23 protein-coding genes are annotated in these 22,408 nt (G+C 71.2%); 12 read left to right on the top strand and 11 right to left on the bottom strand.

Annotated features, from left to right (window positions below; genetic code table 11):
• Positions 1 to 318: 318 nt before the first annotated feature.
• Positions 319 to 1,119 (top strand): S1 family peptidase, encoded by an 801-nt coding sequence (locus tag ACZ7OU_RS20065; protein ID WP_470256201.1) that lies wholly within the window; start codon positions 319 to 321, stop codon positions 1,117 to 1,119.
• 40 nt (positions 1,120 to 1,159) lie between these two features.
• Here the strand turns inward: ACZ7OU_RS20065 and ACZ7OU_RS20060 are convergent, their stop codons facing one another.
• Both ACZ7OU_RS20060 and ACZ7OU_RS20055 read right to left on the bottom strand, forming a co-directional pair.
• Entirely contained in the window at positions 1,160 to 2,260 is a 1,101-nt protein-coding gene (locus tag ACZ7OU_RS20060; RefSeq protein ID WP_470256200.1) for an NAD(P)H-dependent flavin oxidoreductase, read from the bottom strand.
• 13 nt (positions 2,261 to 2,273) lie between these two features.
• Complete coding sequence (locus ACZ7OU_RS20055) at positions 2,274 to 3,890, bottom strand: acyl-CoA synthetase (protein ID WP_470256199.1); 1,617 nt, start codon at positions 3,888 to 3,890, stop codon at positions 2,274 to 2,276.
• 61 nt (positions 3,891 to 3,951) lie between these two features.
• Here ACZ7OU_RS20055 and ACZ7OU_RS20050 point away from each other — a divergent pair, with 61 nt between their 5' ends.
• The 6 genes from ACZ7OU_RS20050 to ACZ7OU_RS20025 all read left to right on the top strand — a co-directional run bounded on the left by ACZ7OU_RS20050 (position 3,952) and on the right by ACZ7OU_RS20025 (position 8,969).
• The gene (locus ACZ7OU_RS20050) at positions 3,952 to 4,740 is read left to right on the top strand and encodes a crotonase/enoyl-CoA hydratase family protein (protein ID WP_470256198.1); all 789 of its coding nucleotides are present in this window, start codon (positions 3,952 to 3,954) and stop codon (positions 4,738 to 4,740) included.
• A 118-nt stretch (positions 4,741 to 4,858) separates the two neighbouring features.
• The gene (locus tag ACZ7OU_RS20045) at positions 4,859 to 5,119 is read left to right on the top strand and encodes a hypothetical protein (protein WP_470256197.1); all 261 of its coding nucleotides are present in this window, start codon (positions 4,859 to 4,861) and stop codon (positions 5,117 to 5,119) included.
• Between the two features lie 64 nt (positions 5,120 to 5,183).
• Positions 5,184 to 6,161 (top strand): Zn-ribbon domain-containing OB-fold protein, encoded by a 978-nt coding sequence (locus ACZ7OU_RS20040; RefSeq protein WP_470256196.1) that lies wholly within the window; start codon positions 5,184 to 5,186, stop codon positions 6,159 to 6,161.
• Between the two features lie 7 nt (positions 6,162 to 6,168).
• The gene (locus ACZ7OU_RS20035) at positions 6,169 to 7,182 is read left to right on the top strand and encodes a thiolase domain-containing protein (RefSeq protein WP_470256195.1); all 1,014 of its coding nucleotides are present in this window, start codon (positions 6,169 to 6,171) and stop codon (positions 7,180 to 7,182) included.
• The gene (locus ACZ7OU_RS20030) at positions 7,179 to 8,342 is read left to right on the top strand and encodes a thiolase domain-containing protein (RefSeq protein ID WP_470256194.1); all 1,164 of its coding nucleotides are present in this window, start codon (positions 7,179 to 7,181) and stop codon (positions 8,340 to 8,342) included. The genes ACZ7OU_RS20035 and ACZ7OU_RS20030 overlap by 4 nt, the downstream gene beginning before the upstream one ends.
• A 15-nt stretch (positions 8,343 to 8,357) precedes the next feature.
• Positions 8,358 to 8,969: a TetR/AcrR family transcriptional regulator gene (locus tag ACZ7OU_RS20025; protein WP_470256193.1), complete on the top strand. Its 612-nt coding sequence runs from the start codon at positions 8,358 to 8,360 to the stop codon at positions 8,967 to 8,969.
• Here ACZ7OU_RS20025 and ACZ7OU_RS20020 read toward each other — a convergent pair.
• The gene (locus tag ACZ7OU_RS20020; RefSeq protein WP_470238565.1) at positions 8,944 to 9,963 is read right to left on the bottom strand and encodes a YhjD/YihY/BrkB family envelope integrity protein; all 1,020 of its coding nucleotides are present in this window, start codon (positions 9,961 to 9,963) and stop codon (positions 8,944 to 8,946) included. The two genes, ACZ7OU_RS20025 and ACZ7OU_RS20020, sit on opposite strands and share 26 nt — an antisense overlap.
• A 66-nt stretch (positions 9,964 to 10,029) precedes the next feature.
• Positions 10,030 to 10,821, bottom strand: a complete 792-nt coding sequence (locus tag ACZ7OU_RS20015; protein ID WP_470256192.1) for a transglutaminase-like domain-containing protein — start codon at positions 10,819 to 10,821, stop codon at positions 10,030 to 10,032.
• Between the two features lie 120 nt (positions 10,822 to 10,941).
• Between ACZ7OU_RS20015 and ACZ7OU_RS20010 the strand changes: the two genes are divergently transcribed.
• Positions 10,942 to 11,121 carry a dienelactone hydrolase family protein gene (locus ACZ7OU_RS20010; RefSeq protein ID WP_470256191.1) on the top strand — a complete coding sequence of 60 codons (180 nt, stop codon included), beginning with the start codon at positions 10,942 to 10,944 and terminating at the stop codon, positions 11,119 to 11,121.
• On the opposite strand, the gene ACZ7OU_RS20005 is transcribed toward ACZ7OU_RS20010, so the two are convergent.
• Positions 11,093 to 12,319: a cytochrome P450 gene (locus ACZ7OU_RS20005; protein WP_470238568.1), complete on the bottom strand. Its 1,227-nt coding sequence runs from the start codon at positions 12,317 to 12,319 to the stop codon at positions 11,093 to 11,095. The two genes, ACZ7OU_RS20010 and ACZ7OU_RS20005, sit on opposite strands and share 29 nt — an antisense overlap.
• Positions 12,320 to 12,550: 231 nt before the next feature.
• Between ACZ7OU_RS20005 and ACZ7OU_RS20000 the strand changes: the two genes are divergently transcribed.
• Positions 12,551 to 13,708 carry a steroid 3-ketoacyl-CoA thiolase gene (locus ACZ7OU_RS20000; protein WP_470257629.1) on the top strand — a complete coding sequence of 386 codons (1,158 nt, stop codon included), beginning with the start codon at positions 12,551 to 12,553 and terminating at the stop codon, positions 13,706 to 13,708.
• Here ACZ7OU_RS20000 and ACZ7OU_RS19995 read toward each other — a convergent pair.
• The gene (locus ACZ7OU_RS19995) at positions 13,705 to 14,091 is read right to left on the bottom strand and encodes a RidA family protein (RefSeq protein ID WP_470256190.1); all 387 of its coding nucleotides are present in this window, start codon (positions 14,089 to 14,091) and stop codon (positions 13,705 to 13,707) included. The two genes, ACZ7OU_RS20000 and ACZ7OU_RS19995, sit on opposite strands and share 4 nt — an antisense overlap.
• 63 nt (positions 14,092 to 14,154) lie before the next feature.
• Between ACZ7OU_RS19995 and ACZ7OU_RS19990 the strand changes: the two genes are divergently transcribed.
• Together ACZ7OU_RS19990 and ACZ7OU_RS19985 are read left to right on the top strand one after the other, a co-directional pair.
• Complete coding sequence (locus ACZ7OU_RS19990) at positions 14,155 to 14,952, top strand: alpha/beta fold hydrolase (protein WP_470256189.1); 798 nt, start codon at positions 14,155 to 14,157, stop codon at positions 14,950 to 14,952.
• 100 nt (positions 14,953 to 15,052) lie between these two features.
• Positions 15,053 to 15,322, top strand: a complete 270-nt coding sequence (locus tag ACZ7OU_RS19985) for a DUF2255 family protein (protein ID WP_470256188.1) — start codon at positions 15,053 to 15,055, stop codon at positions 15,320 to 15,322.
• A gap of 218 nt (positions 15,323 to 15,540) precedes the next feature.
• On the opposite strand, the gene ACZ7OU_RS19980 is transcribed toward ACZ7OU_RS19985, so the two are convergent.
• From ACZ7OU_RS19980 to ACZ7OU_RS19965, 4 genes are read right to left on the bottom strand one after another with little or no spacing between them, the layout of a single operon-like run.
• Positions 15,541 to 16,743, bottom strand: coding sequence for a metal-dependent hydrolase family protein (locus ACZ7OU_RS19980; RefSeq protein ID WP_470238573.1), 1,203 nt, complete (start codon positions 16,741 to 16,743; stop codon positions 15,541 to 15,543).
• Positions 16,740 to 18,155 (bottom strand): sodium:solute symporter family protein, encoded by a 1,416-nt coding sequence (locus tag ACZ7OU_RS19975; protein ID WP_470256187.1) that lies wholly within the window; start codon positions 18,153 to 18,155, stop codon positions 16,740 to 16,742. The genes ACZ7OU_RS19980 and ACZ7OU_RS19975 overlap by 4 nt, the downstream gene beginning before the upstream one ends.
• Positions 18,152 to 18,349: a hypothetical protein gene (locus tag ACZ7OU_RS19970; RefSeq protein WP_470256186.1), complete on the bottom strand. Its 198-nt coding sequence runs from the start codon at positions 18,347 to 18,349 to the stop codon at positions 18,152 to 18,154. The genes ACZ7OU_RS19975 and ACZ7OU_RS19970 overlap by 4 nt, the downstream gene beginning before the upstream one ends.
• 5 nt (positions 18,350 to 18,354) lie before the next feature.
• A complete protein-coding gene (locus ACZ7OU_RS19965; RefSeq protein ID WP_470256185.1) occupies positions 18,355 to 19,548 on the bottom strand; it encodes a M20 metallopeptidase family protein in 1,194 nt (397 codons plus the stop codon).
• Positions 19,549 to 19,616: 68 nt separating this feature from the next.
• On the opposite strand from ACZ7OU_RS19965, the gene ACZ7OU_RS19960 reads away from it, so the two are divergent.
• Positions 19,617 to 20,681 (top strand): Lrp/AsnC family transcriptional regulator, encoded by a 1,065-nt coding sequence (locus tag ACZ7OU_RS19960; protein WP_470256184.1) that lies wholly within the window; start codon positions 19,617 to 19,619, stop codon positions 20,679 to 20,681.
• 740 nt (positions 20,682 to 21,421) lie between these two features.
• Here ACZ7OU_RS19960 and ACZ7OU_RS19955 read toward each other — a convergent pair.
• On the bottom strand, positions 21,422 to 22,381 hold the full coding sequence (locus ACZ7OU_RS19955) for an SCO0930 family lipoprotein (protein WP_470256183.1): 960 nt from the start codon (positions 22,379 to 22,381) through the stop codon (positions 21,422 to 21,424).
• Positions 22,382 to 22,408: the final 27 nt, after the last annotated feature.

Genomic DNA, 22,408 nt, shown 5'->3' with positions numbered 1-22,408 from the left:
TCTTCCGCGCGATCGGCCGCGATTCCTTCGAATTCCGGCGGAACCTCCCTTTACGGCCGGGAAAGGCTCGGTGAATTCCCGGGAAGACGGCAAGCCGCGCCACGATGACGCCGACCGTCCTCGCGTGCGCGGCGGCCGCCGTGCCCTGTTGCTGGGCCCATCGGCCTACGGCGTTCGTCGGATCCGCCGGTGAGAAATCACCCAACCGCCCGAAACATCCGAAGAAAGTCGGTTGTCCGGGTATGTGACCACCTGGTGTAGTCATGGGGCCGCTGACGGCAACGGCTTCCACTGTGGACACTGGAAGGACTGATCCCCTTGGCTCCCAAGCGCTGGTTCACCCTGCTCAGAAACGTCACCACCGCGGTGGCCGCGGTCGCCGCGGCCGCGTCGTTCGCCACCCCCGCGATCGCGGCCCAGCCACCGTCCACCGACGTCGTCGGCGGGACCCGGGCCGCCCAGGGCGAGTTCCCGTTCATGGTCCGGCTGTCGATGGGCTGCGGCGGCGCGCTCTACACCAACCAGATCGTCCTGACGGCCGCCCACTGCGTCAGCCGGACGGGGTCGAACACCTCGATCACGGCGACCGTCGGCGTGGTCGACCTGCAGAGCACGAGCGCCAAGAAGATCAAGTCGACCTACGTCTACCAGTCCCCCACCTACGGCACCTCGACCGGCGGCGACTGGGCGCTGATCAAGCTCGCGAGCCCGGTCACCGGCCTCTCGACGCTGCCGATCGCGACGACGTCGACCTACAACACCGGCACGTTCACCGTGGCCGGCTGGGGCGCGGCCCGCGAAGGCGGCGCGCAGCAGCGGTACCTGCTGAAGGCGACCGTCCCGTTCGTGGCCGACTCCACCTGCCAGGCCCAGGGCGGCAGCTACCCCGACCTCATCCCGAGCGCCGAGATCTGCGCCGGCAACCTGACCGCGGGCGGCGTCGACACCTGCCAGGGCGACTCCGGTGGCCCGATGTTCCGCCGCGACAACGCCAACGCCTGGATCCAGGTCGGCATCGTCTCCTGGGGTGACGGCTGCGCCCGGCCGCACGCCCCCGGCGTCTACACCGAGGTGAGCACGTTCGCGTCGAAGATCGCCGCGGCCGCCGCCGGTCTGTAACCGCTTCCGCGAAGAGGGGGCCCGCCGCGGCGGGCCCCCTTCAGCGTGTCTTGTCCAACCGGGACAGTGCTTCTTCGTAGCCGGCCACCAGGTCCGCGACGACGTCGGCGACCGGGCGGACCGCGTTCATCCGGCCGACGATCTGCCCGACCGGCATCGACACCACGCTCGGGTCGTTCGCCGCGTGGATCCGGTTGTGGGCGTGGGAAACCAGCAGGTTCTGCAGCGGCATCGGCAACGGCTCGGGAGCGTCCGCCGCGGCCCACGCCTCCGTCCAGCGGGTCTTCAGCAGCCGCGCCGGCTTGCCGGTGTAGATCCGCGTCCGGACGGTGTCCGACGACGTCGCGCCGACCAGTGCCTGCTGCATCGCCACGGACTCGCCCATGGTCTGCAGGTACTCCTCGGTGGCGAGCCACATCGAGCCCATCCAGACGCCGGACGCGCCGAGCGCGAGCGCCGCGGCCACCTGCCGCCCGGACCCGATCCCGCCCGCGGCGAGCACCGGGACGTCGACCGCGTCGACGATCTCCGGCACCAGCACCATGGACGCGATCTCGCCGGTGTGCCCGCCGGCTTCGTAGCCCTGCGCGACCACGAAGTCGACGCCGTTCTCGATGTGCCGGACCGCGTGCTCGGCCTTGCCGGCGAGCGCCGCGACCGGGACGCCCCGGTCGTGGCACTGCCCGATGACGTCGGCGGGCGGCGAGCCGAGCGCGTTGGCGATCAGCTTGATCGGGTGGTTCAGCGCGACCTCGACGTGCGAGCGGGCCACCGAGTGCAGCCAGCCGAGCACCCCCGCGCGTTCGTCGGTGTCGTCCGGCAGCGGCGGCACCGAAAGATCGCGCAGCACCTTGTCGACGAACGCGCGGTGCCCCTCCGGGATGTGCTTCGAGAGGTCGACCTGGGTGCCCTCGGCCGGGATCTTCGCCGGCATCACGATGTCGACGCCGTAGGGCTTCCCGCCGGTGTTCTCGTCCATCCAGGTGAGCACCCGGTCGAGCTCGGCGGCGTCGTTGAACCGGACGCAGCCGAGCACGCCGAGCCCGCCGGCGCGGCTGAGTGCCGCGGCGACGTGCTCCGACGGCGTGAACCCGATGATCGGCAGGTCGATGCCGAGCCGGTCGCACAGGGAAGTCCGCACTGGTGATGTCCTCCTAGACGGGCTGGGCCGCGGCCGGTTCGTGGTCGGCGGCGTAGCGCTGGGCCCACGGGTAGTCCGGCTTGCCGCTGGGCGAGCGGCCGATCTCGTCGGCCAGCCAGACCGTGCGCGGCACCTTGTACCCGGCGACCTCGCCCCGGACGTGCCGCTCGATCCCGGCGAGGTCGGCTTCGGCGCCCTCGCGGAGCTGGACGACGGCGGCGACGCGCTGGCCGGTCCGCTCGTCCGGGATCCCGATGACGAGCGCGTCGAAGACGTCCGGGTGCGACTTGAGCGCCCCTTCGACCTCCTCCGGGTAGACCTTCTCGCCGCCGGTGTTGACGCACTGGGAGCCGCGGCCGAGCAGGGTGACCGTGCCGTCCTCCTCGTAGCGCGCGTAGTCGCCGGGGACGACGTACCGGACGCCGTCGATGTCGACGAAGATCGTCTTGCTCTTCTCGGGATCGCCGTAGTAGCCGAGCGGGACGTGCCCGCGGCGGCCGATCAGCCCGATCGCGCCCGCCTTCGGCTCGACGAGGTTGCCGTCGTCGTCGAGCAGGATGGCGTCCTTGCCGAAGCTGACGCGCGGGCCGGCGCTGTGGTCGGATCCCTTGGCCACCATGCCGATCCCGGTGAAGCCGCTTTCCGACGAGCCGATCGCGTCGGTGATGACGGCGTTCGGCACGAGCTCGACGAACTCCTGCTTCACTGACTGCGAGAACAGCGCGGCGTGGCTCGACACCGCGACGAGCGACGAAGCGTCGTAGTCGCCCTCGCGGAACGCCTCGATCAGCGGCCGCGCCATCGCGTCGCCGACGATCGTGAGGACCTGGACCTTGTGCTCCTGCACGGCCTTCCAGATGTCGTGGGCTTCGAAGCGCGGCACGAAGACCACCGGGCTGCCGGTGAACAGGGCACCGAACGCGGCCCACTGCGCGGCGCCGTGGATCAGCGGCGCGGCGGGCAGCCGGGTCAGGCTCCCGGCCTTGCCCTGCTCGGCGAGCGTCCACTCGTCCGGGACGTACTCGCCGGTGACGAAGTTGATCCCGCCGCCGAGCGCGCGCCAGATGTCCTCGTGGCGCCAGAGCACGCCCTTCGGGTAGCCCGTGGTACCGCCGGTGTAGAGGATGTAGAGGTCGTCGTTGCTGCGCTCTTCGAAGTCGCGCTCGGGCGACTGGGCCTCGAGCGCGGCTTCGTATTCGACGCCGCCGTAGCTCTCGAAGTCGCCGTCGCTGCCGTCCTCGACGACGACAACGTGTTTCAATTTCGGCGCCTCGGGCAGGACGGCTCTCACCTTGTCGGCGTAACTCCGCTCGTGCACGAGGGCGGCGAGATCGGCGTCGTTGAAGAGGTAGACGAGCTCGCCGTGCACATAGCGGTAGTTGACGTTGACGGCGATCGCGCGCAGCTTGTACGCGGCGATCATCGCCTCCAAGGCCTCGATCGAGTTGCGGGAATAGACCCCGATGTGGGACCCGCGTCCCACGCCGTGCGCGGCGAGGTGGTGGGCGAGCCGGTTGGCCCGCGCCTCCAACCCGGCGAAGGTGACCTGCCGGTCGCCGCACACGACCGCGACGCGCTCCGGCACGGCGTCGACGGCGTGCTCCAGAAGATCCGCGATGTTGAGTGCCACGTCCTCAAAGTAGAACATGTTATCGTTCTGGGCAATGGCACTGCTCCTTCAGGAGGTTTCCGTGGGTGAACCGCACGCGCTGGTCTCACAGGAGGGCCAGACCCTCGTCGTCACGATGAACCGGCCCGAGGCCCGCAACGCGATCACCGGCGAGATGATGTCGATCATGGTCGAGGCCTGGGACCGCGTGGACTCCGACGACTCGATCCGCAGCTGCGTCCTGACCGGCGCGGGCGGCGCGTTCTGCGCGGGCGCGGACCTGAAGTCGATGTCCCGGAACTCGCCGTCGGAGTCGTTCGCGTCGGGCAAGTTCGACCCTTCGCACATCCCCGGGCTCTTGAAGGGGCGTCGCCTGACGAAGCCGCTGATCGCGGCGGTCGAGGGGCCGGCGATCGCGGGCGGGACGGAGATCCTCCAGGGGACCGACATCCGGGTGGCGGGAGCTTCGGCCCGCTTCGGGGTGTCGGAGGCGCGCTGGGGCCTGTTCCCGATGGGCGGGTCGGCGGTGCGGCTGCCGCGTCAGATCCCGTACACGGTCGCGGCGGACATCCTGCTGACGGGGCGTCACCTGTCCGCTTCGGAGGCGTTGGCGATCGGCCTGATCGGGCACGTGGTGCCGGACGGGACGGCGCTCGGGAAGGCTTTGGAGCTGGCTTCCCTGGTGAACGCGAACGGGCCGGTCGCCGTGCGGGCCATCCTGCGGACGATCCGGGACACCGAGGGTCTCCACGAGGAGGAGGCCTTCAAGCTCGACTCGCAGTACGGGATCGAGGTCTTCGCGTCGGAGGACGCGAAGGAAGGGCCGAAGGCGTTCTCGGAGAAGCGGAAGCCGGAGTTCCGCGGCCGCTGACCCTCAGGCCCGTACCGGCTCGTCCCCGTCGACGATGAACGACGAGCTGCCACCCTCATCGGCCCTGCTCCGGGAACGGGACGGCGAGCCGGAACCGAGGCCGAAGCCGAGGCCGAGCGTGCCGGCCATCGTGCGCGCGGCCGTAGAGCCGGCCGAGACCGAAGGCCTCGCCCGCCGAACTCGACGAGCCCGGCGACGGCCGGCGACCGACCTCGGTGCGGCCGCGTCCGGCGAGTCGATCGCCGCCTACAGCACCCTGCTCGGCCGGCTCGCCGAGAAGGAACGGCAGCTGAACCACGCGTTCAGCCTCGACCGGATCCTGGCCGGCGTGGCGATGCTCGTCCAGCAGCGAGCGAGTGCGCAACCAGGGCAGATCTAGAACGCGTTACACATGCAGTGCGCTGGATCTTGCCGCCAGAACGAGAACGTGTTTCACTCAAGGCGTGACCGAGACACCACTGGCGGCACCCCTCAACGTCGGCTTTGACTACACGCGCTCCACCGGGCCCGTTCTCGGCCGGTTCGTGAACGCGCTCCGCGAACGCCGCATCGAAGGCATCCGGGGCAGTGACGGCCGCGTGCACGTTCCGCCCGTCGAGTACGACCCCGTCACCGCCGAACAGCTCAGCGAGTTCGTCCCGGTGGCCGAAGAGGGCACCGTCGTCTCGTGGTCCTGGTGCCCCGAGCCGCTCGACGGGCAGCCGCTGAGCCGGCCGTTCGCCTGGGCGCTCGTGCGGCTCGACGGCGCCGACACCGCGATGCTCCACGCCGTCGACGCCGGCGAGCCCGGGAACATCCACAGTGGACAGCGCGTCCGGGTCAAGTGGGCCGGGGAGACCGTCGGGCACATCCGCGACATCGCCTACTTCCTCCCGGCCGGCGCCGAGGACACCACGCCGACCGAGCCCGCTCCCCCGGTCGCCGAGCGCGAGGAAGGCGCTCCGGTCAGCGTGGTCATCACGCCCGTCCACCTCAAGTACCAGCACTCCGCGTCCCCCGAGGAGAGCCGCTACCTGCGCGGGCTCGCCGAGGGCAAGCTGATCGGCCAGCGCTGCCCCGCCTGCGAGAAGGTCTACATCCCGCCGCGCGGCGCCTGCCCGACCGACGGCGTCCCCACGACCGACGAGGTCGAGCTGCCCGACACCGGCATCGTGACGACGTTCTGCATCGTCAACGTCCCGTTCCTCGGCCAGCGGCTCAAGCCGCCGTACGTCGCCGCGTACATCCTGCTCGACGGCGCCGACATCGCGTTCCTCCACCTGGTCCTCGGCTGCGCCGCCGAAGACGTCAAGATGGGCATGCGCGTGCGCGCCGCCTGGAAACCCCGCGACGAGTGGTGGACGTCGCTGGAGAACATCGACCACTTCGAGCCGACCGGCGAGCCGGACGCGGCCTACGAAACCTTCGCCCACCACCTGTGAGGTCCTGATGCCAGACGTCGCGATCGCGGGCTTCGCGAAGGCCCCCAACGTCCGCGAGACCCCGGGCACCACCAACGGCGTGGAGATGCTCGTCCCGATCTTCGCCGAGGTCTTCGAAAAGACCGGACTGTCCAAACAGGACATCGGCTTCTGGTGTTCCGGCTCGTCGGACTACCTGGCGGGCCGGGCCTTCTCGTTCATCGCCGCGGTCGACGCGATCGGCGCGTTCCCGCCGATCCACGAGTCGCACGTCGAGATGGACGCCGCCTGGGCGCTCTACGAGGCCTGGCTGAAGATCAAGATGGGCGAGGTCGAGACCGCGCTCGTCTACGGCTTCGGCAAGTCCAGCGCCGGGCAGCTGCGCCGGGTGCTCGCCCTGCAGCTCGACCCGTACGTCGTCACGCCGTTGTGGCCGGACTCGGTCTCGATCGCCGGGATCCAGGCGCGGCTGGGCCTGGAAGCCGGCCTCTGGTCCGAAAAGGACCTCGCCGAGGTCGCCGCCCGGGGCACCGGCAAGGACGTCAGCGAGCTGCTCGACACGCCCTACCTCGCGGATCCGTTGCGGCGGCACGACATCGCGCCGATCACCGACGGCGCCGCGGTGATCGTCCTGTCCACTGTGGAACGCGCACGCGACATCGTCGAGCACCCCGCCGTGATCCAGGGCATCGAGCACCGCGTCGACTCCCCCGTCCTCGGCGCCCGCGACCTCACGCGCAGCCCGTCCACCGAGATCGCGGGGCGGGCCCTGGACCTCGACGGCGTCGACCTCGCCGAGCTGCACGCGCCGTTCACACACCAGGAGCTGATCCTGCGGACGGCGCTGAAGCTCGACGACACCGTGAAGATCAACCCCTCGGGCGGGGCGCTGGCCGCCAACCCGATGTTCTCCGCCGGCCTCGCCCGCATCGGTGAGGCGGCGACCCGGATCCACAGCGGCGAATCCCGCAAGGCCGTGGCGCACGCGACGAGCGGCCCGGCCCTGCAACAGAACCTGGTGACCGTGCTGGAGGCCCGATGACCAAGCAGCTCACCGCCGTGCTCGGCACCGGCCAGACGCACCACCGCGCCAAGCGGCAGGACGTCTCGATGCCGGGCCTGCTCCGCGAAGCGATCGACCGCGCGATGGCCGACGCCCAGGTCGGCTGGGCCGACATCGACGCCGTCGTGCTCGGCAAGGCGCCGGACCTGTTCGAGGGCGTGATGATGCCCGAGCTCTTCCTCGCCGACGCACTCGGCGCGACGGGGAAACCGTTGCTGCGCGTGCACACCGCCGGTTCGGTCGGCGGGTCGACGGCGCTGGTCGCGGCCTCGCTCGTCCAGTCCGGCGTGCACCGCCGGGTGCTGACCGTGGCCTACGAGAAGCAGTCCGAGTCGAACGCGATGTGGGGCCTGTCGATCCTGCCGCCGTTCCAGATGCCGGTCGGCGCCGGCGCGGGCGGCTACTTCGCCCCGCACGTGCGCTCCTACATCCGCCGCTCGGGCGCGCCCGACCACGTCGGCGCGATCGTCGCGGCGAAAGATCGGCGCAACGGCGCCCTGAATCCCTTCGCGCACTTGCGGCAGGCCGACATCACCGTCGAGTCGGTGCAGAAGTCGCAGATGCTGTGGGACCCGATCCGCTACGACGAGACGTGCCCGTCGTCCGACGGCGCGTGCGCGATGGTGCTCGGCGACGAGGCCGCCGGGGACGTCGTCGAGGGCGGCGCCGCGTGGATCCACGCGACGGCGATGCGGACCGAGCCGACGACGTTCGCCGGCCGTGACCAGGTCAACCCGCAGGCCGGGCGCGACGCCGCGGCAGCGTTGTGGGCCGAGGCCGGCATCAAGGACCCGATGTCCGAAGTGGACGTCGCCGAGATCTACGTGCCGTTCTCGTGGTTCGAGCCGATGTGGCTGGAGAACCTGGGTTTCGCGCCCGAAGGCGAGGGCTGGAAGGTCACCGAGGCCGGCGAGACGGCGATCGGCGGGCGGCTGCCGGTGAACCCGTCCGGCGGGGTGCTCTCGTCCAACCCGATCGGCGCGTCCGGCATGCTTCGCTTCTCCGAAGCCGCGAAGCAGGTCATGGGCCGCGCCGGGGACTACCAGGTGGACGGCGCGCGCATCGCGGTCGGGCACGCCTACGGCGGCGGGTCGCAGTACTTCTCGATGTGGGTCGTCGGCGCCGACAAGCCGCGTTGATACGCTCGACCCACCATGCCGAGACTCGCCGACCACGAGCAGCGCCGCCGCCAGATCGCGGAAGCCGTCTGGCGGATCGCGAGCGCGCGCGGGCTCGAAGACGTGTCCCTGCGCAAGGTCGCGGCCGAGGCCGGGGTCTCATTGCGGCTCGTCCAGTACTACTTCGGCACGCGGGACGACCTGCTGCTCGGCGCGCTCGAAATCCTCAACGCCGACGCCGGGGAGACGGCCCGCGCGGGCATCGGCCCCGACGAGGACGCGACCCCGCGCGAGGTGCTGCGCGCGCTGCTCGTCGGGATGCTGCCGGTGGACGACGGGCGCCGCACGCGCTACCTCGTCCACCTCGCCTACTTCGTCCGGTCCCTTTCGGACCCCGGGCTGGCGTCGGCGTTCAGCGCCACGCCCCCCGACCTGGAACGGCTGACCGCGGACCTGCTGGCGCTGGGCCGCGACCGCGGCGAAGTGGCGCCGGATCTCGAGCTGGTGCCGGAGGCCGAGCTGCTCCTGTCGAGCGTCGACGGCCTGCAGACCAGCATCGTCCTGGGCCAGCGCACCCCGGAAGCGGCGATCGCGCTGATCGACCACCAGCTCATGCGGCTCTTCAGTCTCGCGAACGCCGCCACCTGAGCGCCAGCAACGTCCCGACCACCCCGGTCACCACGCCGACCGCGGCCGGCACCGCGACCGGCGGGTCCACCACGACCACCGGCTCGAGCACGACCGGCGCCGGCGGCTGGATCGGCCGCGGCGGCGCGTCGGAGCCGGTCGCGGTCCACGCCGTGACGTACACGAGCAGCCGCGCGACGAGCGAGATGAAGAAGATCAGGCCGATCACCGAGCCGAACGCGATGCCGGTCGGCGAGTCGCCGATCAGCCGGAGGTAGATGCCGCCGGCCAGCTTGAGCACCTCGAACCCGACGGCGAGGGCGATCGCGCCCCGCACGGCGCTGCGCACGCCCACCTTCTGCCGCGGCAGCCGCGTGAGCACCCACAGGAACACCAGCCAGTCGGCGGCCAGCGAGAGCGGCACCGAGGACGCCGACACGAGCTGGTGGCCCCAGCTCGTGTCGTCCAGCCCGGCCAGCCGCAGCAGGTAGCCGCCGAGCGCGGTCCCGGACAGGGTGAGCGTGAACGACACGAGCAGCGCCGCGCTCAGGCCGAGCAGCGCGAGCAGGTCGACGGCGATGAGCCGGTACAGCGGCTGGTCGGAGCGGTTCTGCCCCCACAGCGCGGTCAGCGAGTCCCGCAGCGCGTTCATCCAGTTCCAGCCCGAGTAGAGGCCGATGACCAGACCGAACGCGCCGACGCTGGTGCGCTGCTCGACGAACCCCGTGAGCAGGTCGGTGGCCTTGTCGCCGAGCCCGCCGGGCAGCGTCGACACGATCGCGTGGACCATCGTGTCGAGCAGGTGCGGCTGGCTGGCCAGCACGAACCCGGCGACCGACGACGCGACCATCAGCAGCGGCACCAGCGACAGCAGGCTGAAGTAGGTGATCGAGGCGACGTAGTGGTAGCCGCCGCACTCGATGTAGCGGTTGGTCGCGCGGGCGATGTGGTCCAGCCACCGGTACCGGGCACGGGCCCGCGCCCAGGGGCTCGGGGCCTTGGGGGAACTCTTCACGGACACTGTCTACCCAGCTGAAGGCCACTTCGCGCAGACAACACGCGGTCGGACCATCCGATCGGATCAGCCCAGGACGACCAGCTCTTGCCAGTCGTCCTGGGGCAGCGCGGTGTCCGTCGTCGCGAACACCGTGCTGCCCAGGAAGTCGAGCTCGCAGCCGAGGGTGGCGAGGAACGACGTGTCCGCGGCGTCACGGCCGGTGGAGATGCGCAACATCGTCTGGCGCGGCGCCAGGTGGGTGGCGTCGAAGACGTACCAGTGCCCGTCGATCCCGGCCTCGAAGACGGCGTGGAAGTCCATCGGGGACAGTCCGGGCGCGTAGACGCCGACGTAGCGCGCGGGGATGTCGAGGAACCGGCACAGGGTGATGCAGACGTGCGCGAAGTCGCGGCAGACGCCCTCCCCGGCGAGGAGCGTGTCGACCGCGTCGGTGTTCGGGCGGCTGGAACCGACCACGTAGGACAGTCGCTCGTGGACGTTGCGGACGATCGTGTCGACCTGTTTCTTGGTGCTCCGGAGGGAAAACAGCTCCGGCGGCACCAGCCCGGCGATCCGGTCGGACGGGCAGTACCGGCTCGGCCGCGTGAAGACGGCGCGCTCGACGAGCGTCACCGGCTCCGGTTCACCGTCGGTGACGGCCCGCTCGGCGTGGTAGGTGATGCGGTGCTCCCCGGCGGGCAGCTCGAAGACCTCGGCGCGGGTCCCGTGCTCGAACTCGGCGACCTCGCTTTCGCCGTGCCAGGAAACGGTGAGCTCCTCGGTGTCCGCGTGCGCGGCGGCGACCGAGATCGCGGCGAGACCGGGCTCGGTGACCCGGACGGAGAACTCGACGTCGACGGTCGCGCGGGGGGACATCGCTTCATGATGTCACCCCCGGCCGGTATCGTTGTCCGTCGACGCCCGGTTCACGAAAAAGGTCCCGATGCCGCGCAGGCGGCCGCACGAACTCAGGCAGGCGACTCGTCCGCGCCCGGCGTGTCGGAAGCACTGGCCGGCTGGGCCCGGACCGCCGCCGGCGCGGAGGTGTTCCGCTACCCGGGCATCGGCCACCTCTACGCCAACTCCGGCGGCCCCGAGCACGACGAACCCGCCGCCGGGCTCACCTGGCGGCGGGTCCTCGAATTCCTCAGGCGTAGCGAACCGGGTAGTGCTTGATCCCGTTGAGCCAGCTGGACCGCAGCCGCACCGGGGGCGCCGCCTCGGTGATCGCCGGCATCACGTCCGCGATCGCGTTGAAGATCAGGTCGATCTCCAGCCGCGCCAGGTTGGCGCCGATGCAGTAGTGCGAACCCGTGCCGCCGAAGCCGACGTGCGGGTTGTCTTCGCGGAGGATGTCGAACTTCTCCGGGTCCGCGAAGACCTCGTGGTCGAAGTTGGCGGAGCTGTAGAACATGCCGACGCGGTCGCCCTTGCGGATGTGCGCGCCGCCCAGTTCGGTGTCGCGGGTGGCGGTGCGCTGGAACGCGACCACCGGGGTGGCCCAGCGGACGATCTCGTCCGGCGCCGTCTTCGGCCGCTGCTCCTTGAAGAGCTCCCACTGGTCCGGGTGGTCGAGGAACGCCTTCATGCCGTGCGTGATGGCGTTGCGCGTGGTCTCGTTGCCGGCCACCGCGAGCAGGATGACGAAGAAGCCGAACTCGTCCGAGCCGAGCGCCTCACCGTCGACGTCGGCCTGGATCAGCTTCGTGACGATGTCGTCCATCGGGCACTTGCGCCGGTCCTCGGCCATGTTCCACGCGTAGCCGATGAGCTGCGTGGACGCCTCCAGGGGCTCGACCTCGTACTCCGGGTCGTCGTAGGCGACCATCTGGTTCGACCAGTCGAAGATCTTGAGCCGGTCTTCCTGCGGGATGCCGATCAGCTCGGCGATGGCCTGCAGGGGCAGCTCGCACGCGACGTCGGTGACGAAGTCGCCGGACCCCTTCTTCCGCGCCTCGGAGACGATCCGCTCCGCGCGGTCGCGCAGGGTGTCCTCGAGCTTCGCGATCGAGCGGGGGGTGAAGCCCTTGGACACGATCTTCCGCAGCTTCGTGTGCTGCGGCGCGTCCATGTTGAGCAGCACGAGGCGGTTCGCGTTGAGGCGGTCCTCGGTCATGCTCTCGTCGAAGCGGATGATCGCGGTCTTCTCGCTGGACGAGTAGAGCGTGCTGTCGCGCGAGACCTCCTTCACGTCTTCGTGGCGCGAGACGACCCAGTAGCCGTCGTCGCCGAAGCCTGCGGTGTTGGTCTTCTGAGGGTTCCACCACACGGGGGCCGTGCGCCGGAGCTCAGCGAACTCCGCCAGCGGCAGCCGTTCGGCGTAGAGGTCCGGGTCCGTGAAGTCGAAACCGGCGGGGATGAGCGGAGCGGCCACGTTGCCTCCCACGGTTCGCCTTGAAACACGTTCTAACAGCGATTAGAGCATACGGTGTTCACTTGCGGAAGACGTTCAGTGAAACCCGTTAACTTTACCGATGAGGCCAGGTGAGCGAATGCTCAGTCGGCAAAGATCAAGATCACGTCGAACCTGGGGACGCTTGCACGTAACGATAACTTGTTCTAGTTTTTGACTGTCTGAAGAGCGTTGCCCGACGAAAGGGACGACATGGGCGTGCCGGTCATCGTCGAAGCCGTGCGGACCCCGATCGGCAAGCGGGGCGGCCTGCTGGCCGGCCTCCACGCGGCCGAGCTGCTGGGCGCCGCGCAGCTGGCCCTGCTCGACCGCGCCGGGATCGACCCGGCCCTGGTCGAGCAGCTGATCGGCGGCTGCGTCACGCAGGCCGGCGAGCAGTCCGGCAACGTGACGCGCACGGCGTGGCTGCACGCGGGACTCCCGGAGACGGCGGGCGCGACGACGATCGACGCCCAGTGCGGCTCGGCGCAGCAGGCGACCCACCTGGTCGCGGGCCTGATCGCGGCGGACGCCATCGAGGTGGGCGTCGCGTGCGGGGTCGAGGCGATGAGCCGGGTGCCACTGGGCACGAACCGCGCGGGCACGTCCCCGCGGCCGGCGTCGTGGTCGATCGACCTGCCCAACCAGTACGGAGCGGCCGAGCGGATCGCGGTCCGGCGCGGACTGACGCGAGCCGACGTCGACGCGTTCGGAGCTGCCTCCCAGCAGAAGGCGGCGGCCGCGTGGGAGGCCGGGCACTTCGACCGCGAAGTGGCACCGGTGAAGGCTCCGGTCCTCGACTCCTCGGGGGAGGCGACCGGGGAGACGCGCCTGGTCGGCCGGGACCAGGGCCTCCGCGAGACAACGGTCGAGGGCCTGGCGCGGTTGAAGCCGGTGGTGGAGGACGGCGTCCACACGGCGGGCACGTCATCCCAGATCTCCGACGGCGCGGCGGCGCTGCTCCTGATGGACGCTTCGCGGGCGGCTGCGCTGGGACTGCGTCCGCGAGCCCGGATCGTGGCGCAGGCATTGGTCGGCGCGGAGCCGTACTACCACCTGGACGGCCCGATCCGCGCGACCGAGCGGGTGCTCGCGAAAGCAGGAATGACGATCGCCGACCCGGACCTGTTCGAGGTGAACGAGGCGTTCGCGTCGGTGGCGTTGTCGTGGCAGCAGGTCATGGCGCCGGATCCGGCCCGGGTCAACGTCAACGGCGGCGCGATCGCGCTGGGCCACCCGGTGGGCAGCACGGGGGCCCGGCTGCTGACGACGGCGTTGCACGAGCTGGAACGCCGCGACGCATCGACGGCCCTGGTGACGATGTGCGCGGGCGGCGCCCTCTCGACGGCGACCATCATCGAACGGCTCTAGCCGGGCAGGTGGGCGTCCACCTCGATCTCGATCTTCATGCGCGGGTCCGCCAGGCCGCACTGCAGCATCGTCGCCGCCGGGCGGACGTCCGCGAAAGCCTTGCGCAGCACCGGCCAGCACGGCTCGAAGTCCTCGCGCGCCGGGAGCAGGTAGCGCACGCGGACCACGTCCGCGAACCTGCAGCCCGCTTCCGTCAGCGCCGCCTCGATGTTGCGCAGGCACTGGGCCGCCTGCTCGACGACGTCGTCGGGGATCGTCATGGTCGTGTAGTCGAAGCCGGTCGTGCCCGAGACGTACACGCGGTCGCCGTCGACCACCGCGCGGGCGTAGCCGATCTGGTCCTCGAAGGTCGACCCGCTGAGGATCGCTCGCCGTTCAGCCATGCCGCGCACGCTAGGGATCGACCACCGCGCCGTCCACTTCATTGTCTGTGCTTGACTTCAGGCATGATCTCGGAAAGCCGTTGCCCGGTGGAGGACGGCGAGCTCCTCGTCCGCCGCGGCGGCGAGGGCCCGGCGCTGCTGCTGATCGCGGGCGGCACCGGATCGGGTGACTCCTACCGCGCGCTGGCGAAGCAGCTGTACGCGGACTACACCGTCATCACGTACGACCGGCGCGGCCACTTCGGCAGCACGGACACCACCACGGGCCCGGTCCCGGTGTCGCGCCAGGCCACCGACGCGCGGGCGGTGCTGGACCACGCGACCGACGGCCCGGCGCTGGTGTTCGGCTCGAGCGCGGGCGCGCTGATCGGCCTCGACCTGGTGGCCCGGTACCCGGCCAGCGTGACGACGCTGGTCGCCCACGAACCCCCGGCGGTACACCTGATGCCGGACGCGGCCGGCTGGCTCGAGGCGGCCGCGGAGCAGGTCCGGCTGGCCCGTTCGGGCGAGCTCCTGACGGCGGTGACGCGCTTCGCCGACGCGATCGCGGGAGCGGCCCTGCCCGACCTCCCGAACCTCCGCCTCCCCCACGAGGCCGACTGGATCCGCCTGTTCGACCGCGAGCTGACGGAGTTCTTCGACTACCTCCCGGACTTGCGCGCGTTGCGCAAGGCAAGCACGGAGATCATCCCGGCGGCGGGCGAGGGCAGCCGCGGGCGGTACCACTACCAGCCGGCGAAGATCCTGGCGCTGGAGCTGGGTTTGCCGTTCACCGAGATGCCGGGGGCCCATCTGGCGCCGCAACGGAACCCGGCGAAGTTCGCGGTGGCGTTGAAGGATTTGCTTTCCCCGGAGCTCTGATCGAACGCGAGCAGCCCCGCCCTTCCCTGGGGGGCGTGCCCATGCCCAGTTTACCGGCAGGTCACGACAAAGCACGCGAATCGGGACTCTGGCGCCGAGGTTGTCCACATCCGGCGAGGGCTGTGTACAACTGCCGCATGCACGCGGCCCAAGTACCGGCTGGTTCGGGGACGCGGTGCGGTCGCGCTCGGCGCACATTCGCGTGCCGGGTCTGGAAGCCGACGTCACCGTGGAGGACCTCGGCGGCACCTCACCCCAGGTCACCGCGGACGTGGATGCCGCCTACCGCACCAAGTACACCGGCGGCGGCACCGACGCCATGGTGACTGCCGAGGCCGCGGCGACCACCCTGCGCCTCGACCGCCGGTAGCGCCACGCGCGTGCGAACACCACGGGACCGCCCGCGTGCGCCATGCCGGAACCCGCGTGACCGGGGCCGGAAGTCGCGTGACCGGGGCCGGAACCCGCGTGATCTCCCGCCGCACTCACGGGACCAAGGCCAAAAGCCGCATGCCCCCACCGAACTCACGGGCCAGGGCCGAAGCCGCGCGATCAGGACCGGAACCCGCGCGGCCGTAGCCCCGGGCGTCAGACCACCCGGATCCCGTCCTTCCAGACTTCCCGGATGTTCGACGCCAAAGCCGGGAAGTCATAAGGATCCCCGGCCACCACCACGACATCCGCCCGCAGCCCCGGCTCGAGCCGCCCCAGCTCGCCGTCCAACCCCATCAGCCGCGCCGCCGACGACGTCGTCGCCTCCAACACGTCCGCCGGCGTCATCCCGCACGCCGCCATCAACGCCAGCTCCTCCAGGTTCGTGCCGTGCGGCCCGACCCCGCTGTCCGTCCCCATCGCGATGCGGACCCCCGCCGCGTACGCGCGGCGCACCGAATCCCGGTGCACCTCCACCACCTCCCGCGCCTTCGCCACCACCGACGCAGGCAAATCCACCCCGGCATCAGCCGCGCGGACCACGTTGACCGGGGCGATCAGCGTCGGGACCAGCCACGTCCCGTGGCCCAGCATCAGCTCGATCGCCTCGTCGTCGAGGTAGATGCCGTGCTCGATGGACCGCACGCCCGCCCGGACCGCGTTCTTGATGCCCGCCGACCCCTGTGCGTGCGCCATCACCGGGCGCCCCTGCGCCGCCGCTTCGGCGACCAGGACCTCCAGCTCCTCCGGTGTGTACTGCGAATGCCGCGGGTCGTCGCGCGGGGAAAGCACGCCGCCGGTCGTGCACACCTTCAGCACGTCCGCGCCCGCTCGCAGCAGCGTCCTCGCGACGCGGCGCATCTCGTCGGGGCCGTCGGCCGTCGCGTCCGGGCGGCCCGGGTGCGGCACCAGCAGCGGGACGCAGATGCTCGACGGGTTCCAGCTGTCGCCGTGGCCGCCGGTCTGGCTGATCAGCCCGATCGAGATCTGCAGCCGCGGCCCCGGGATCAGCCCGTCGTCCACCGCCTGCTTGATGCCGAGGTCCGCGCCCGACGCGTCGCGCACCGTCGTGATGCCCAGCCCGAGCGTCGCCCACAGGTTCCGCGCCGCTTCGTAGAACTGGTAGGAAAACGGCTTCTGCACCCGGGACAGCAGCCCGATCTCCGACACCGTGACGTGCACGTGGCAGTCGAAGAGCCCGGGCAGCAGCACCGCGCCCGAACAGTCGACGCCCTCGTCGCCGTCCAGGTCCGTGCCGACGTCGACGATCCGGCCGTGCTCGACGACGACGTCCGCCGCCGCCGGCTCGGCACCCGTGCCGTCGAAGATCGAACCACCGGTGAAAACCGTGCGTGTCACGCCGCCTCCACGGAAGAAGTCCGCCGGCTCACGGCAGCGGCGGTCAGAGCCAGCACGACGACGTTGACGCCGAGCCCGATCAGGCCCACGTTGACCGTGCCGGCGAAATGAGTGTCCACAAAGGTCAGCCAGACGACCACGAGCTCGCCGGCGATCAGCCCGGCGAACACCGGGCCCTTGCCGACCGGCACCCGCCGCAGGAAGCCCAGCAGGTTGGCCGGCGCCAGCTGGACCGACCCCGAATAGGTGAGCAACAGCAGGTTGGCCAGCAGGTCCGGCCGGAAGATGCCCAGCACGAGGGCAAGAATACTCGCGAGCACAACCGTGCCGTGGTTGATCCAGAACTGCTTGCGGCCACTGCGGACACGGACTATGTTGCGCGCCACCAGCGACGAGATGCCGATCAGGATCCCGGCCGCCGGGACCATCGCCGTGGCCGTCGCGGCGACGACGATGATCCCCGTCACCCACCCCGGCAACGCATCCTTCGACAGCGTCAGCAATACGCCGTTCGGGTCACTCCCCTTCGACACCACGAGGATCGCCGCGAACCCGATGATCATCGGTAGCAGCAGGCACAGCTCGTACACCGGCATCCAGGCGTAGTTGCGCCGCAGCACCTTCGGGTCGCGCGCCGACATCAGCGCCGGCCACGAGTGCGGCAGCGTCATCAGCCCGACGCCGATCGCGCTGACCAGCATGCTCGTCACGAACCAGACATGGTCGTTCGGTCCACTGTGGATGATCAGCTTCTCCGGGTGCAGCTGTTCGATCTTGTGGAACACCCCGCTGATCCCGCCGGCGAAGTGCGTCGGCACCGCGATGGCCAGCACCACCAGCGCGACCAGCATGATCCCGTCCTTGAAGTAGGACGTCGCCGCGACGCCGCGCAGCCCGGCCCACAGCACGAACGCGACCACCAGCACGCTGCCGGTCACCATGCTCAGCGTGCCGGACGCGCTGTCGCCGGTGACCAGCCGGACGATCAGGCCGAGCCCGGTGATCTGCAGCTGCAGGTACGGCAGCACGAACACGACGCCGAGCACCGCGGACACCGTCCCGAGCGCCCGGCTGGAGTAGCGGTCCTCGAGGAAGTCGCCCTGGGTGAGGTAGCCGCGCTCCTTGCCCATCGTCCAGAGGCGTTTCGCGAGGAAGAACAGCACGACGTAGGCGATCGGCACGTACGGCAGCGCGTACATCGCCGCGACGCCGCCGGAGAACGCGAGGCCGGCCATGCCCAGGAAGGTGAAGGTGGTGAACACCTCGCCCGCCTGCAGGAACCACATGGTGAGCGCGCCGAAGCGGCGGCCGCCGACGGTCCATTCGGCCAGGTCGGCGACGGGTTTGCGGCGGCCGACGAAGCCGAGGACGCCGATCAGGACGATGCCGGCGAGGGTGAAGGTGAGGATCACGAGTCCTCCTCCCGCCCGCGCATCAGGCGCTCGGACAGCAGCAGCGCCGGGGTGAACATGAGGCACCAGAACGCGCCCCACACGATCATCCGCGGCAGCCCGAGCCACAGCCCGGTGGTGTTGACGAACGGCAGGAACGGCATCACGACCAGCGCGAGCACGGGCAGCAGCGGGGGCCAGTGGTAGCTGCGCACTCCCCTCACCCGGCCAGGAGCCCGAGGCGGCGGACGGCGAGCTCGGCCAGCAGCGCGGCGCCGTCGCCCAGCACGCTGTCGTCGAACCTCGCGCGCGGGGAATGGTTGTCCGGCGCGGAGTCCGGGTCCGTCGGGCACGCGCCGAGGAAGAGGTACGCGCCGGGAACGCGTTCGAGCACGCGGGAGAAGTCCTCCGAACCGGTGATCGGGTCGGCCATCTCGGTGAACCGCTCTTCGCCGAAGACGTCACGGATCGTGGCGGCGACGAAGTCGTACGCGGCGGCGTCGTTGACCGTCGCCGGGTACTCCGGCTCGTAGGTGACGTCGATGTCGAGGCCGTGCGCGTCGGCGATGCCGCGGCACACCCGCACCGCCCGCTCCCCCACCCGGGCCGCGACCTCCGGCGAGAACGACCGCAGCGTCGCCTCGAACACCGCGTCGTCCGGGATGATGTTGCGCCGGGTGCCGGCGTGGAACGAGCCGACGGTGACCACCACCGGGTCGAAGACGTCGAAGGTGCGCGTCACCATCGTCTGCAGGGCGGTCACCATCTCGCACGCCGCCGGGATCGGGTCGCGGGCGTCGTGCGGCGACGAGCCGTGGCCGCCTTCGCCGCGTACGCGGACTTCGAGGGCACCGGACGCCGCCATCAGCGTGCCGGGCCGGGCGACGAACTGGCCCTTCGCGTAGCTCGCGGCCGAGACGTGCAGGCCGTAGGCGGCGTCGACGTGCTTGCCGGACGCCGTCAGGACGCCTTCCTCGATCATGTGGCCGGCGCCGTCCCAGCCTTCTTCGCCGGGCTGGAACATGAAGACGACGTCGCCGGGGAGGTCCGCCTTGCGGGCGGCGAGCAGCCGGGCCGCGCCGACCAGGCCCGCCGTGTGCAGGTCGTGGCCGCAGGCGTGCATGGCGCCGTCGAGGGTCGAGCTGAACTCCTCACCGCTGGCCTCGGTGACCGGGAGCGCGTCCATGTCGCCGCGCAGGAGGACGGTTCCGCCGGGCTTGCCGCCGCGGAGGACCCCGGTGATCGACGAGAGGTTCTTGCCCAGGCTGATCTCGAGGGGCAGGCCGTCGAGGGCCGCGAGGACCCGCTCCTGGGTGCGCGGCAGGTGCAGGCCGATCTCGGGGATGCGGTGCAGGTCGCGGCGGAGGGCGACCAGGTCGTCGAGCAGGGCGGCGGCGTCCGAGCGCAGGGTCATCCGCAGATCATGCAAGTGTCGAGCACAATGGCCGCAGGAATTACCCGAAACCACCGCTGCGAGGGTCGATGAGCGAAGAATCCGCCATGTTGACCGAGCAGGACCTCAAACTGGTCGACGCGCTGCAGGCCGCGCCGCGGGCGTCGTGGTCGACGGTGGGCCGTGCGCTCGGTCTGGGCGCGGTGACCGCCGCCCGGCACTGGGACACGCTGGTCGAGCGCGGGGACGCGTGGCTCACCGCTTACATCGGCGGGGAGCTGACCGCGCAGCTGGCGCTGGCGTTCGTCGAGATCGACTGTGCGCCGGGAGCTGCGTTGCGGGTCGCGGCGGCGCTGGCCGCGGACGTCCACGTCGTCACCGTCGAGCACGTGGCCGGGCCGTGCGACCTGCTCGCCCACGTCGTCGCGCCGACCCTGCGCGAGCTGGGGGCGCACGTTCTGGACCGGGTGGCGACGGTCCCCGGGGTGACGCGGGCGCGCACGGTGCTGTCACCGCGGATGTTCACCGAGGGCAGCCGGTGGCGGGTGCGGGCGATCTCGCCGGGGCAGCGCGAGGCGTTGTCGGTGAAGCCGGTGAAGAACCGCGCGCCCCTGCGGTTCGACGACGCGGACCGGGCGCTGATCCTGGCTCTCGGCGTGGACGCCCGCGCGTCGGCGGCGGCGCTGGCGATCGAGCTCGGCGTCGGCGCGACGACCGTGCGGCGCCGGCTGGACGCCCTGCTCGGCCGGGGCGCGATCCGCGTCCGGTGCGAGATCGCGCGGTCGGTGTCGCCCGCGCCGGTCACGGTGACGCTGTGGCTGCGGGTGCCGCCGGACAAGCTGGAGACGACCGCGCGGTCGCTGGCGATGCTGCCGGAGGTGCGCATGTGCGCGGGCCTGACGGGGGCGGCGAACCTGATGCTGGTGGTGTGGCTGCCTTCGCACCACGACACGCTGCCGCTGGAGGCGGTTCTGGCGGCGAAGCTGCCGTGGCTGGAGATCACCGGCCGGGCGGTGACGCTGCGGAGCGTCAAGCTGATGGGCCGCCTGCTCGACGCGGCCGGGCGCGGGACCGGGCGGGTGCCGCTGGACTTCTGGGCCGCGGTCCCCGTGCCGGAGCACGGGGACCGCAGCGTGGGCCGGTCCGGGGGATGAGGGGGGTGAGGTGGAGGGAAGCATCCACCGGACCGGGGTCTTCGGGGGATTCCGGCCGGGTGACCGCGGGGCGGCCAGCGGGCCGGGAAGTCTGGGAGATCTGGGAGGTCTGGGCGGATCTCGCGTGAGCGGAGTGGTGACTCGCGCGGATCTCACGTACCTGGGAAGTCGGCTCGCGTAGCTGGACGGTCGGTTCGCGTGGCCTGGTGCGGATCTCGTGTGGCTGGGAGCGGGTCTCGCGTGATCCTGGGCGGAACTCGCGTGATTACGGAGGCATCTCGCGTGATCGGAAGGGCATCTCGCGTGATTGGGGAGGCATCTCGCGTGACTGGGCGGGACTCGCGTGACTCGGAGGGCATCTCGCGTGATTGCGGAGGCATCTCGCGTGATTGGAGGGGCATCGCTCGTGATCGGGGGGCCGACACGGGGAGGAGTTCCGGCTCGGTGGACTCGGGGGGGGTGAGGTGGAGGGAAGTGTCCACCGGCCGGAACTCGCGGGGCGGGGAGGCGCCCGCCTGTTTCCTCCTTCGCTGACCCGGCGGCTGCCGGATCGGTGTGGGGTGAGGAATCCCGGCCCGGGGGGACTTGGGGGGGGTGAGGTGGAGGGAAGCGTCCACCCGGGCCGGGGCTCGGGGCGCGGGACGGGGGTCCCGCGGTACTTCGGGTGGTGCTACCGGCCCGGCGGACTCGGGGGGTGAGGTGGAGGGAAGTGTCCGCCGGGCCGGGGTTCGTGGGGCGGGTCAGTACCCGCCGGTGGAGGCGGACGCCGTCTCGACGGAGTCGTCCGGCCGGCGCGACGGGTCGACCCGGCAGCCATTGGGTTCCATGGCGTACCAGGTGTTCCCCGCGCCGTGGCCGGTCGCCTCGCCGGGCGCGCCGTCCTTGGCGTAGGTGTAGACGGGCCAGCCGCCGACGGTCACCTGCTTGCTCCCGTCGGACCGGGTGACCTGGCCGACCAGTCCGGTGTCGATGTCTTCGGCGACGGTGATCCGGCCGTCGACGAGCAGGGGTGGCCACGTCCGCGCGCAGGAACCGTCGCAAGTGGACGTTCCGGCCCCTCGGCCGTCCCGGGTGTAGAGGTAGAGCGTGCGACCGGCTTCGTCGGTCAGGACCGAGCCGAGGCCGCCGATGTCGGCGGTCCCGATGCTGGTCCGGGCGGCGGGCCGGCTCGCCGCGGCCGCCTTCTCCCCCACCGGCGTGATCGCCGCCCAGTCCGCGCTGACGTTCTGGCCGAGCGCGATCCCGGAACCGGTGTCCTTGGCGTAGGAGTAGACGGGCCAGCCGCCGACCGTCACCTGCTTGCGGCCGTCGGGCCGGGTGACCAGGCCGACGAGCTGCGCGTCCACCCCGGCGGCCAGTGCCGGGGAGTCGGAGAGCAGTGGTGGCCACATCTGCGCGCAGGCGGCCACGCAGGTGGCCTTCGGCGGATTGCCGGAGTCCTTGGCGTAGCGGTAGAGCGTGTGGCCTTCGGCGTCGGCGAGGACCGCGCCGAGACCATCCACAGTGGACTTCACCAGCTGGGCCTGGCCGGCCCCGGGAGCCGCCTGAACCGTGCTCGCCGAGAGCTGCTGCTGCGCGCCGAGCGACACCGGCTGGACCGCACCGGACGTGGCGTACGGGTTGGTCCCGCAGGCCGCGACCAGCGCGAGACCGGCGATGGCGGCGGACAGTGCAACGGCACTCGGACGAGCACGGTTCATCGGACGTTCTCCCTCCTGGCGTGGAGT

This window comes from Amycolatopsis sp. NPDC114505, from assembly GCF_055633615.1.
The sequence above is the reverse complement of the archived record's forward strand: the minus strand, read 5'-3'. Positions and strand labels throughout refer to the sequence as shown.